11 protein-coding genes are annotated in these 13,023 nt (G+C 41.2%); 8 read left to right on the forward strand and 3 right to left on the reverse strand.

The annotated features are described in order from the left end of the window. The first annotated feature begins 11 nt into the window (after positions 1–11). On the forward strand, positions 12–1,799 hold the full coding sequence (locus tag DVR12_RS00530; protein ID WP_116973504.1) for a RagB/SusD family nutrient uptake outer membrane protein: 1,788 nt from the start codon (positions 12–14) through the stop codon (positions 1,797–1,799). A gap of 33 nt (positions 1,800–1,832) precedes the next feature. Beyond that, complete coding sequence (locus tag DVR12_RS00535) at positions 1,833–2,780, forward strand: discoidin domain-containing protein (RefSeq protein WP_116973505.1); 948 nt, start codon at positions 1,833–1,835, stop codon at positions 2,778–2,780. Between the two features lie 73 nt (positions 2,781–2,853). Here the strand turns inward: DVR12_RS00535 and DVR12_RS00540 are convergent, their stop codons facing one another. Beyond that, complete coding sequence (locus DVR12_RS00540; protein WP_116973506.1) at positions 2,854–5,304, reverse strand: MG2 domain-containing protein; 2,451 nt, start codon at positions 5,302–5,304, stop codon at positions 2,854–2,856. Positions 5,305–5,425: 121 nt separating this feature from the next. On the opposite strand from DVR12_RS00540, the gene DVR12_RS00545 reads away from it, so the two are divergent. Then, entirely contained in the window at positions 5,426–6,664 is a 1,239-nt protein-coding gene (locus DVR12_RS00545) for a BaiN/RdsA family NAD(P)/FAD-dependent oxidoreductase (RefSeq protein WP_116973507.1), read from the forward strand. A 202-nt stretch (positions 6,665–6,866) separates the two neighbouring features. Here DVR12_RS00545 and DVR12_RS00550 read toward each other — a convergent pair whose 3' ends face one another. Together DVR12_RS00550 and folK are read right to left on the reverse strand one after the other, a co-directional pair. Beyond that, a complete protein-coding gene (locus DVR12_RS00550) occupies positions 6,867–7,496 on the reverse strand; it encodes a deoxynucleoside kinase (protein WP_116973508.1) in 630 nt (209 codons plus the stop codon). A gap of 57 nt (positions 7,497–7,553) precedes the next feature. Further along, positions 7,554–8,039, reverse strand: coding sequence for a 2-amino-4-hydroxy-6-hydroxymethyldihydropteridine diphosphokinase (gene folK / locus DVR12_RS00555; RefSeq protein ID WP_116973509.1), 486 nt, complete (start codon positions 8,037–8,039; stop codon positions 7,554–7,556). Positions 8,040–8,125: 86 nt separating this feature from the next. On the opposite strand from folK, the gene sppA reads away from it, so the two are divergent. The 5 genes from sppA to DVR12_RS00580 all read left to right on the forward strand — a co-directional run bounded on the left by sppA (position 8,126) and on the right by DVR12_RS00580 (position 12,939). Further along, positions 8,126–9,889 carry a signal peptide peptidase SppA gene (gene sppA / locus DVR12_RS00560; RefSeq protein WP_116973510.1) on the forward strand — a complete coding sequence of 588 codons (1,764 nt, stop codon included), beginning with the start codon at positions 8,126–8,128 and terminating at the stop codon, positions 9,887–9,889. Positions 9,890–10,093: 204 nt separating this feature from the next. Further along, positions 10,094–11,200 (forward strand): ABC transporter permease, encoded by a 1,107-nt coding sequence (locus tag DVR12_RS00565; protein WP_116973511.1) that lies wholly within the window; start codon positions 10,094–10,096, stop codon positions 11,198–11,200. Positions 11,201–11,240: 40 nt separating this feature from the next. Then, complete coding sequence (locus DVR12_RS00570) at positions 11,241–11,783, forward strand: SRPBCC family protein (protein ID WP_116973512.1); 543 nt, start codon at positions 11,241–11,243, stop codon at positions 11,781–11,783. 19 nt (positions 11,784–11,802) lie between these two features. After that, complete coding sequence (locus tag DVR12_RS00575; protein ID WP_116973513.1) at positions 11,803–12,336, forward strand: SRPBCC family protein; 534 nt, start codon at positions 11,803–11,805, stop codon at positions 12,334–12,336. Between the two features lie 108 nt (positions 12,337–12,444). Next, positions 12,445–12,939 (forward strand): DUF2911 domain-containing protein, encoded by a 495-nt coding sequence (locus DVR12_RS00580; protein WP_116973514.1) that lies wholly within the window; start codon positions 12,445–12,447, stop codon positions 12,937–12,939. Positions 12,940–13,023 lie beyond the last annotated feature (84 nt).

Consider the following 13,023-nt stretch of genomic DNA (forward strand, 5'->3'; position numbering starts at 1 on the left):
AACCGTAAAAAATGAAAAGACAACTACTATATATAACACTACTGATTTGCTTCACAGGCTTGATTTCCAGTTGTAGCAAGTACCTTGATCAGGTGCCTAACGATCGTATTACTATCGAAGAAGTATTTAAAAAGAAAGCACCTTCGGAACAATATCTGGCTAATGTATACAGCTATGTAGACGATGAATCTGATCAGTGGAATAGCTTTCCATGGTTTGGAAATGCAGATGAAGGCGATGTAACATGGTCTAAATATGCTACCTATGATCTCAATATTGGCAATATGAGCGCAGGAAATGTGTTGTTCGACAAATGGGGATACTATTACAGGGGAATCCGCTCGGCAACCTATTTTATGGCGCATATTAATGAAAATGTAGAGATACGGAGCCTGAACGGACAACAACTAATAGATCAGTACCAGGCAGAAGCCAGATGTTTACGTGCTTATTATTATTTTCTCTTAATGCGACAATTCGGCCCGGTAGTATTGGTAGGAGATAAACCTACTGAACCTGATGCCCCGGCCAGTGCCATGCAATTGCCTCGCAGTTCTTTCGACGAATGTGTCAACTACGTGAGTAATGAGCTGGATGCTGTTGCTGCCGTTCTTCCCTTAGTTCCTGTTAGTAATGGTCAGCCAAGCGATCTGGAAGGTGGACGCATGACTAAAGGAATTGCACTGGCTATTAAAGCAAGGTTATTACTGTATGCAGCAAGTCCTCTTTATAATGGGAATACCGAGATGGCAGGCTTTAAAGACCTGGAAGGAAAGAACCTGATTTCACAAACCTTCGACAAGGAAAAGTGGAAACGTGCTGCAGATGCTGCGAAAGCAGTAATAGATATGAGACAATATACTTTATATAAAGACCCGGGAGGTGATGTGAAAAAATCATTACAGGGTATTTTCTCCCAAGGATGGAACAGTGAACAAATTTTTGTAAGAAAAAGCAATAACCTGCCAACCTGGGACGTGCATTGTATGCCCCGGCAGGCCGGAGGATGGTGTGGTCTGGCTCCCACCCAGGAGCAGGTAGATGCTTATTTCATGAAAGATGGTAAATCTATTCTTGAATCAGATTTATACTCTGAAAGTGGATTTACCACAGAGAACGGTGTGAAGGTTTTTAATATGTATCAGAACCGTGAACCACGTTTTTATACAGATATTACCTATAATAACTGTATGTATCAGGGCGGAAATATGCAATCGACAGTGCCGATTAACTTCTTTATTTCCGGCCCTAATGGAAAAAATGGTCATCCTACCGATTGGTCTAAAACCGGTTACCTGGTTCGCAAAAACGTATCTCCACAAACCAACGATGGTTCCGGGGGTAATGGTCGCAGGCAGAACAGACCCATTATTCTTTTCCGTTTAGGAGAAATTTATTTGGATTATGTAGAAGCCCTGAACGAGTATGAACCCGGAAATTCTGATATTCTTCTGTACCTGAATGCTATCCGCGAGCGCGCTGGTATTCCTATGTATGGTGCAGGTGCCAATGCTTTACCTATCCCGGTTTCTCAGATAGAAGTAAGAAAAAAAATCAGGGATGAACGTCGTGTAGAACTGGCTTTTGAATGTCACCGCTGGTTCGATATACGTCGCTGGAAAATTGCTGCTTCTGTAATGGGAAATGTACACGGAATGGATATTAACAAAGACAACGACGACTTTTATAAGAGAAGCATTGCAGCAATCCACTTATTTTCTTCTGCAAACTATTGGTTTCCTATCAGCCAGTATGAAATGGATAGAGGCAGAATAATCGTTCAGAATCCTGGCTGGTAATAGCCTTTTTTCAAGGTGTCAAAATTCAATATTATGTCAATCAACCAACTCTATATAATTTGTTTATTATTTACCTGTACAATCCTCAATGCCTGTAAGGATAAATATGAGCTGCCAGATCAGCCTTTATCTGCTTACAATAAGGTGTATATACCTCAGGGGGTGAATGGGATTAAGGCTTATACACTGAAAATAGCAGATACTGCCCAAACAATACTCTATTCCGCTAACTACGGAGGTGTAGAATATCCGGGTGCTGATATCCAGGTGAATTTTGCCGTCAATAATCAACTGGTAGATAGCATCAACAATATAAATAATACCAGCTATGCTGTAATGCCTGATGAAAGCTATGAGTTTGTTACATCTGCTGTTATTAAACAGGGTACACTGGGAACTGGAGCACTGGCCCTAAAAATAAAAACCAGCGGAGAAAATGCGCCTCAGATGCTTAAAGATTATCTGTTACCAATTGTGATCAGCAGTAGCTCCGGTGAAATAAACAAAGCATTGAGCGTTACTTTTTTTAAAATTACTATACAACCTGAAATGTACGATAGAACAAACTGGACGATTGCCGGATTTTCTTCTGAGGAAGCAAGTGGAGAAGGACCTAAGAATGGTAAGGCTATCTTTGTTCTCGACAATGATCCTTCTTCTTTCTGGCATACGCAATGGCTTGGTGCTAGTCCTGGCCCTCCACATTATTTGATTATTGATATGGGCGAAACTAAAACAATTCATGGATTGGCATTAACTCCTCGTCAATCCGATAACAGCGGTAAACCTGAAGAGTTGGCACTGGAAACGAGCATGGATAATGTTACATGGCAACAGGCCGGAGAATTTACCATGACCAACTCAAAAGATGAACAACTGAAAGTAATGAATTCGTATAACCAGGCCCGTTATTTCAAAGTGATAATTAAAAAAAGTTATAGTGCAACGTATACGCATCTGGCCGAATTAAAAGCCTTCTGATACAGTTTCTGAACAATGTAAAAAACAAAAAGGGTCTGGCAATCAGACCCTTCTGTTTTTGTATAAGTTACTATTAATACTCCTTCTCGAAACGACCTACATTTCCATTCTCTCCGATTCCTTCAACCACAACTCTGAATTTTTTAGTCATATCGTTATTGTAAAACTCTACTCTGGCAGTATGTGTAAGTGTATCTACCACTACATTCGGGTTCCAGTAAAGAGTTAAACGTTTATCAGGTAAAGAGTGTACTTCTTTTTTTACTGAATAGTCTGGTGAATAGAATTCTTTATAAATAGTATACCCGGCTTTTTTGTAGAGAGTAAAACCACGGATACTCGGATCATTTCTTACAACAGCATCATTACCGCGTTTGGTGTAGATAGCGATGGCTCCATTGGCTCCACCACCAAAACCACCCATAAACGGAGGACGGAAAACTTTTACAAAGGCTATATCCTGCATAGAAATAGTACTGATCATACTAACATCCGACTGCATCTCATTCAGATATAATGTTGGAGCCCCGCCTCTCCAGGAGAGAGATGGATTGTTATAGTCACCGGTAATTTGTAATCCGGCAACTTTAGATTGCAGATATTGGAATACGTTCAGCGCAGTTGGATTTTCACTTGTCAGATCAAAAGAATAACCATCGCCGGTGAACATACCGGTTGTATAGCGTTTTTCAGCGGTTTCCTGTGGTTTTGCCTTCTTTGCATTAACATTTACTTCCTGCAACATCACCGTTTTACTGTTGATTGCACGGTTTACCTTATTCAGGTCTGATGCTGTGGTCAGGAATTGTTTTAAAATGTTGTTATCAACAGGAGGTGGTAACTTTAATGGAGACGGGAGCTTAATCTGCGTTGGCCTTTCGAAGAAGTGATTTTCAATTTTTACATTGACATCTGTTTTTTTTCCGGTTTCATTTCCCTGATAATAAATAAGGGCAGTATCCATAAATATCATTTGTGGAATACTAAACTCACCTTTATCATCGAGTGGGGCCTGTGCAAATGAAGTAGTACTGTCTACCGGTATTTTAATCATGAAATCTATTCTTCCGTTCTGAAGCGGGCGGCCGTTGAGATAGGTAGCTTTACCTTTCAGCGACAAGCCTTGCTCAAATGGATATTTGATTTCAGGGAATTGGTTATTGGCGATTTTTTCCCAGCTAAACTTTCTCCAACCATTAGTCATCATCACTAAATCCAGCGCTTTTAATGTACTTGCAGAATCATTTCTGAAATACCAGGCCGGATTATATACGAATCCTTTGATGTCGGAAGTCAGTAACAGATTTGAAATAATATTATTGGCATTTTTCGTAACCGGTACAGCATCAGCATCTGTTACAGCGATGGAAATACTGGTTTGAATTGTATCAGGTAATCTGAATTCCAATGCATTTTTAGTTCTTGGTTCCTTATGTGTATCAGCATCCAGAACATCTATATCCAACAGATCATTTTTACGGATGAAAGCTAATCTTTCAGCAACCGGTAGACCGTTTTTAGCAAAAAGACTTACCTGTAAAATCCCTGATGGTAATACATCTGTTGGAATAAAGCCGCTGATTCTGCCTTCCCCTACGTTTAAAATGGCCTTGTAAACAAGTTGGTTTCCCATCTGTGCAATGATAGCCAGCTCATTAAAGGTAGAATCATCTGAATTTGCGGGAACTGCCTGGAAGAAAATACGGCTTCCTTTATTAAATACTTTCAAGGAAGCTCCTTTTGTAACAGGGGCAGGAAGCGCAAATGTTTGGGTTTGACCTTTGGCAGTTTTTACAGTTGCACGGAATATATCATCACTTCCATCCGGGGTGACATCGAAAGTTCCCATCCCATCGTGTAAAGTACTTATTACTGCATTGCTGTTTTTACCTTTTACGGTTCCTGATACTGCAATAGGGTATCCATTATTATCTATTGCCTTAAATGCAACAGTATTGGACTGACCGCTAATCAGGTTTCCACCTTCCGGAAAGAATTGTACTGCAAAGTCACTAACCACCAAACTATCTGAGGCTGCTTTCTTATTGGAGTCGAAAACTTCTATTGATCTGGTGAAAAAGAATTCAGGATCGAAATTCAGCATCCAGGAAGTGTAGGCTCTGATCTGATATTCTCCCGGCTTCTGCGTTTCTGGTAAATCAAAATATCCGGATGAAGTTCCGGCGCCTACTGCAAACAATTTTTTCTGAACGATGTTGTTGCTCTTATCCAGCAGTTCTACATATAAGTTGGTAGCCTGTAGGTCTGGAACTCCCTGAAGGGTAAGGTAGCCTTTGAACCAAATGGTTTCTCCGGCGGCATAGTAATCCTTATCCAGGTGGAGATAAACTTTTTCTGTTGGAAAACGGCTGTCGTACGTTTGTAATGCTTTGATCAATCTATCCGACCAGTCGGCTGGTTCAGGGAAAACAGCCAATGCGCTTGCTGCTCCAGTTAGCATAAGTACCGCAGGGATCATCCATTTTAACGAAAAATAACTTTTCTTCTTCCGGTTTGGTTGCATGCAATAGATTTTGTGCCAAAATAATGTGTGTAAATATATAAACTTCCCTAAAGTTTAATCGATAAGATTACGACAGGTTTGCTATTATTGCGTGGCCAAGATAAGTTTTAACAAGATTTTAATGAGCGTAGAACAAAAACAATTAGTAGTGGCGGGTGGGGGAGCAGCCGGATTTTTTTGTGCAGTAAATGCCGCCCGGATGGCTCCTGGCCTGAAAGTAATTCTACTGGAGAAAACAGGTAAACTGCTGTCTAAAGTCAAAGTCAGCGGAGGAGGAAGATGTAATGTAACCCACAATGCTCCGGATATAGCCTATATGTCAAAGCGTTATCCACGAGGACAACATTTCGTAAAAAAGGCTTTTTCCAGGTTTTTTGTTCCCGATACCTTGTCGTGGTACCGCGATCGGGGCGTGAAAATAAAGGCGGAAGAGGATGGGAGAATGTTTCCTGTTACCGATTCGTCTGAAACTATTATTCAATGTCTGCTTAAAGAAGCGGATGCTTACAATATAAGTATTCGTACTAATACCGAATTATTAGCTGTTACTCGCCAGACTTCGGGGAAATGGAAACTTAAGGTTTCGAACGGTGAGCTGGTGGCAGATTATTTATGTATCGCCGCCGGTGGTTATGCAATGAATGAGAAGTTCAACTGGCTGCGGGATACAGGGCATAATATTATTCCTCCGGCACCTTCCTTGTTTACATTTAATATGCCGGGTAACCCTATTACTCAGTTAATGGGGGTGGCAACAACTGCTCATATAAAGATAGCAGGTACCAAATTGCAGGAACAGGGTCCTCTGCTTATCACCCATTGGGGAATGAGCGGGCCGGCTATTCTGCGCCTTTCGGCATGGGGAGCCAGAGACCTTCAGGCAATTAACTATACTTTTAATGCTATTGTAAATTGGCTGCCAGAGTTCAATGAGAATACACTCAGAGAAACCTGGACTGAATACCGGCAGGAATTAGGCAAACAAAAAATATTTAATAAGAACCCCTTTGGGCTACCACAGCGATTATGGCAGTTTTTACTGCAGCAGGCAGGAATAAATGAAGAATTGAGATGGGCTGATTTAGCTGCAAAAGACCAGAATAAACTGATCAAATTACTGACAGTTATGGAGTTCCCGGTTAAGGGGAAAACGACCTTTAAAGAGGAATTTGTAACCTGTGGAGGGGTTTCACTCTCAGAAATTGACCCTGCTACCATGGAAAGTAAATTACAGAGTGATTTATACTTTGCAGGAGAGGTAATGGATGTGGATGGGATTACGGGAGGATTCAATTTCCAACACGCCTGGACCAGCGGATACGTGGCCGCTACAGCGATTGCCGGGAAGGCTAATTTATAGCTCGCAGGCTCGCTTTTTCTCGCAGAGGAGAAAAGATTAATATTAAGAAGGATAAGGATTATAGCGAATGTGTTTAAGGATTACTGGTAGGTTTCAAAAATGTTATAAACCACTCAGCAGCTCTTAAAAATATTCACTTTAATCCTTATCCTTCTTAATATTAATCTTTTCTCCTCTGCGAGAAACAAACGAGCAACGCTCGTTACAATTTCAAGTAATGAACACCTGGCGTATATTCTTCTTCCAATGCATTCAGGAGTTTCCGGAAATCGTCGGGGTTGTGCAGAAAATCAACACGGGTAGTATCTATAACCAACGTACGTACCGGGTGTTGTTTGATATATTGCATATAAGTATCATGTACGCTCAGTAAGTATTCATCCGGGATCTGTTGCTCGTATGAACGGTTGCGATGCTTAATATTTTCCTGGAGTTTGTTGATAGGCGCATTCAGATAAATCAATAATTCTGGTTGCACCAGTTGTGGATTAATTATATCGAAGAGTTTCTGATATAAGGCATATTCTTCGCTGGGAAGATTCACTTTCGCAAATAACAGGCTTTTGATGAAAAGATAATCAGAAATAATAACGTTACTAAACAGGTCGAGCGATTGAAGTACTTCCTTAAGTTGTTTATACCTTTCTGCCATGAAAAACAATTCCAGCGGAAAGGCATATTGTTGAGGGCGTTCGTAAAAGAGGGGTAAAAAAGGATTATCGGCAAATTCTTCCAGTATAAGCCTGGCCTGGAAATGCTCGGAAAGCATTGTGGCCAAAGTGGTTTTACCGGCGCCTATATTTCCTTCAACTGTTATAAATCTATATTTCATGAAAATCTTTTTAATTTTTTCGGGAGATGACCTTAGCGAATTAAGACCAGCTCCTTTCTATCCGTCGATTCGTTTAGCTGGTAAAGTATCTATGCATTCGGCAGCCAGTTCCCGGATCGGGAGCTTTATTACCGGGTGCACATAATCAGGAATGATTTCCAGCAATGGCACCAGTACGAAATTTCGTAAATGCATCCGGGGATGTGGAACCCTTAATTCGGGTAAGGAAATGATATCGTCATTAAAGAAGATAAGATCAATATCAATTACCCTGGCTCCCCATTTTTCCTGGCGAATACGACCGATTTCTCTTTCTATATCTAAAAGTGTATGCAGTAACGTTAGTGCGTCTAAAGACGTGTGTATCATAAGTGCCTGATTCAGGTAGTCTGGCTGATCTACCGATCCCCAGGGAGCAGTTTGATACAAGGCAGAAATTTTGAGCACCGGGCCTGCTTTTTGTGCTATTAGCTGCACTGCTTTTGAAAGGTTGGAAATCCGGTCTCCCAGATTGCCACCTATAAGTAATATTGCTGTATTCATGTAGATTTCAGGCCCCAAAAGTAGCCATATTCCTTATTTTTGAAAAAATGTATCTTTCCATTTCATTTTCATATTAACCAAACAGTATGCGTTTCTTTAAAATTTTCTTTGCTACCCTCCTTGCTTTGGTAACCTTTGTAGTACTGTTGATTATAGTACTATCCGTTATGGTAGGCAAAGCGTTATCCTCCGAAAAAGTTGTAATATCCCCTAATGGCGTGCTGGTATTGGAAACAGGCCAGGCCTATCGTGAACAACGACTCGTAAACCCCCTTGGCATACTGATGAAAGACGAACCTGGGGAAATTCCAGGGTTGTTTCAAACAGTAAGGCTTTTGGAAAATGCAGCAACAGACGATAATATTAAAGGGATTTACCTGAAAGTAAATGGCAACCCCAATGGCTTCGCAAGCACGGAAGAACTTCGTAAAGCCCTGCTGCGTTTCCGGGCCTCCGGCAAATTTGTGTATGCCTACGGAGAGGTAATGGATCAAAATGCCTATTACCTGGCTACCGCAGCTAATAAAGTGTATCTGAACCCTAAAGGGGGGATTGATTTTAATGGGTTTTCTTCTCAGCTGGTGTTTATAAAAGGAACACTTGATAAGCTGGAGATTAAACCTGAAATTTTCTACTGTGGAAAGTATAAAAGCGCAACAGAACCCCTAAGAGAAACGAAAATGACGGACGCTAACAGGGTTCAGACTACCGAATTCCTCGGTGAACTGTATGGAAACTACCTGCTGGGTATCAGCAAAACCAGGAATATTGATACGGCAACCCTGCATGGTTATGCGAATCAAAACCTGATTCAGGATGCTTCCGATGCCCTGAAGTATAAACTGGTAGATGCCCTGAAATATGATGATGAAATAACCGCTGAGCTTAAATCAAAAACCGGTACTAAAGACGGTTCAGATCTCAACCTGGTTACCATTGGTAAATACAATAATGCTACGGTCCTCGATAATGGGGATGCTACCAATAGCATAGCTATTATTTATGCACAGGGAGATATCGTAAGCGGCCGCGCTCCCGATAGAAATAAGGCTATCGCCAGTGAAGATTATATCAAGGAAATCCGTAAGGCCAGAGAAGATAAGAATGTAAAAGCTATTCTTTTCAGAGTAAACTCCGGTGGTGGTAGTGCCCTGGCTTCTGAAGTAATCTGGAGAGAATTAAGCCTGGCTAAAAAAGCAAAACCAGTAGTGGTTTCGATGGGCGATTATGCTGCCTCCGGTGGATATTATATCTCCTGCATGGCCGACAGCATCTTTGCAGAACCTAATACCTTAACCGGCTCTATTGGCGTATTCGGCATTATGTTTAATATGCAGGATTTCTTCAAAAATAAAGTAGGCGTAACATTCGACGGAGTTAAAACCGCTCAGTATGCCGATTTAGGATCTGTAGGCCGTCCATTAACAGATATTGAGAAGAGATTTGTGCAGAATGGAGTGGATAGCACCTATGCTACCTTTAAATCAAGAGTTGTAGCAGGAAGGAAGTTATCAGCAGAAATAGTTGATAGTATTGCACAAGGACGGGTTTGGAGCGGTATGGAAGCTAAAAGAATCGGATTGGTAGACAGAATCGGAGGAATTAATGATGCCCTGGAAAGTGCAGCGAAACTGGCCAAATTAACACAGTTTGGAATTAAAGAATACCCTGAAGTGAAAGAATCTCCGCTAACTTTGCTTGTCAAAAGCCTGAGTGGAGAAGAGGCTACTGAAAGGATGCTGAAAAAAGAACTGGGTACCAACTATGATTTATACAAGCAAATAAAAGAGGTTCAGGATATCCGAGGTGAAATTCAGGCCAGAATGCCGTTTAAATACAACATTCGATAGTTTTTCACTGTGAAACAGCCAGCATAAACAATTGGATGGCTGTGAGTTAAATACAACGATCATTAGTTTTTTATCTATAATCTAAGTAGCGGGATTTGTTAAAAGTTGCCTCAATGGGTCAACTTTTGGCAAATCCCGCTTTCGTAATTCGTAATTCGTCAATTTTTATAGTAGTTTTACCGCCGTTTTTAAATAGCAGATCAGATGAACGGAGCTAGATACAGTCAGCTTAGAGCAATGTTAGCCATTACAAAAGGCAGTTTAAGAGGGATTATGCGTAGCCCGTCTTCTATTGTATTCAGTTTGGGTTTTCCATTGGTTTTTATACTGGTTTTCGGGTTTATCGGAAATAGTAAGGTTTCCGTGAAGGTGGGAGTAGATAGAGCCACAGATATTAACAGCCCGCTTTATCAGGGCCTGGCCAAAACCGGGGCACTGAATCTGGTAACAGATGAACCTGCTAGTGAAATGGAAGACGATTTGAAAAAAGGCCGTCTGGTAGCCATTCTTCATATCCTGACACATAAAGATTCTGCCGACAGAATAGCTTACGACATCAACGTTCGCTCTTCCACTGCTTCTGATGCCAATAAAAAGTTAGTGCTTCAGTCAATTCTCAAGGAAGTGACCGAGTACCTCGATGATCAGTATTATCCACGCCCATCTGTAGCTACTATTAGCGAAACCGTTATTCCCGGGCGCTTATACAAGACTATCGACTTTATCCTGCCAGGCCAGCTGGGTTTTGCCCTGATGAGCTCGGCAGTATTCACCACGGCATTCCTCTTTTTTAATATGCGCCAGATGTTGGTGCTAAAACGTTTTTTTGCAACCCCAATCAGGAGAATATACATTGTATTGGGCGAAGCACTCGCCAGAATGCTCTTTCAATTACTTACTTCAGTTATAATCATAGCATTAGGTCATTTTGCCTTTGGTTTTACCCTGGTTCATGGTTTCTCCACTTTTGTAGAGATGCTGATCCTTTCGGTATTTGGACTACTGATCTTTATGGGTTTTGGCTTCATCGTAAGCAGCGTAGCCAAAAACGTAAGTATTATCCCTATGATTGCCAATATCTTCACATTACCACAGTTTCTGCTGGCCGGAACCCTTTGGCCGGTAGATTCGTTCCCAACCTGGTTACAACCGATATGTCGACTCATGCCCCTTACCTATCTGACAGATGCATTGAGAAAAGTAGCCTTTGAAGGATTGCATTTGTGGCAGGTTGGTTGGGAAGTTGCTGTATTAACTCTTTGGGGTATAGTAGTTTATACAGTTGCGGTTAAAGTATTCAAGTGGGAGTAGCGATGGATTTGTTAGCTTTGCAGTATGTAAATCCAATGAGATGCAAACCTTATTCATTATCCTGGGCGCATTAGTTGTATTAGTACTGGGGTTATTCATTTTCAGTATGTTCCTTTCCCCTTCAGTTAAGGTAGAAAGATCTGTTTTTGTTCCTGCGGAAGCATCCGTCATTTTTCCATTAATAAATATTGTTACCAACTGGGAGCTTTGGTCGCCCTGGCAGAAAATTGATCCTAATATCAAAATCACCTATGGCGAAAAAGAAAGCGGACCAGGAGCCAGCTATAGTTGGGAAAGCCAGAACAGGAATCTGGGCAATGGCCATATGACCATTGTGGAGTCGCGGCCCGATAATTTCATAGCTACACATACAGATTTCATGCGTTTTGGAGTAGCAAAAGGATTTTTCAGGCTGGAACCCATTACCGGAGGTACTGTACTTACCTGGGAAACGATTTGTGAAATGGGGTCAAATCCGGTTAGGAAACTTGCAGGGCTCATGATGGATAAATGGATAGGAGGGGATTTTGAAAAAGGGTTAGAAAACATAAAGAAACTGGCTGCCTCGAAATCCGAGAAGTAGCTCTATAAATCAGATTGTTATGCGTTTTTTGAAGCTGATACTATTCAGTATCCTTACTTTTGGAACTTTAATATTCCTTACTTCCTTATTATTTCCCTCTACCGCAGTGGTAGAGCGAACCGGAGTAATACATGCGCCTATTGATACAGTTTATGCGCATGTCAACGATCTGAAAGCCTGGGTACAATGGAATCCATGGGCCCGACCAGATACTACAGCTACTTTGGAATACTCTGATCCTGCTTATGGTGCCGGCGCATATTATACCTGGAAAGGAAAACAAAGTACCGGAAAAGTGACTATACTGGATAGTGAACCAGATAAGGGTGTTCATTACCTTATGGATATTGAAGGCTTAAAACCTGTGCATGGAGGAATTGAGCTGAAACATACTGCCGATGGTAAAGCCACTGCAATATTCTGGCATATGGAAATTAAACTGGGCTTGTTGCCATGGTGGAAGCTAAGAGGATTTGTGGCCGACAGAATTTATGGTCCGACCATGGACCAGGCCTTAAATCAACTTAGTGCCATCTGTGAAAACCGTCACTAATAATTATTTTACCATTGGTCAGATATTTAAAGTTTTTACCAGATTAATGGTTTAAATTGGTTTCACTCAAAACTTATATTTTTACTCATCCTGGAAAAAACAGATAAAATGAAACATTTCTTTTTGGCAACCTTCTTCTTAGCCTTCACCAGCTTTGTATTTGCTCAGGAAAAAGCTCCGAAAAGCCCACACCTCACCGTAGAGAATAATGGCGTTAAAATCGTATACGGCCAGCCTTCTAAAAGAGGTCGCGTAATTTATGGCGAATTAGTTCCCTATGGCCAGGTTTGGCGTACAGGAGCCGATCAGGCAACTGAAATCACCTTTAGCAAAGATGTTACATTTGGTGGTCAGAAAGTAAAAGCAGGAACCTATACTTTGTTTACTATTCCTGATCCTCAAACCTGGACAGTTATCCTGAATAGCAAATTAGGTCAATGGGGTGCTTATGACTACGAAAAAAATAAATCACAGGATGTATTGTCTGTTAAAATCAAAAGAGAAGCACTTTCTAAACCAGTTGAAAAGCTGACCTTCACTTTACCAGGTAATGCAGTTGTTTTTGAATGGGATGATACTAAACTTACCATTCCGGTAAAATAAATTATTGGGCTTTAGTAAGTTGTATGGGCAAGGGCTTTTCCTTGCCCATACGTTTTTAGGCTCGCAGGCTCGCATTGTTATCTC

It is taken from the genome of Chitinophaga silvatica (assembly GCF_003419895.1).
Taxonomy (GTDB): domain Bacteria; phylum Bacteroidota; class Bacteroidia; order Chitinophagales; family Chitinophagaceae; genus Chitinophaga; species Chitinophaga silvatica.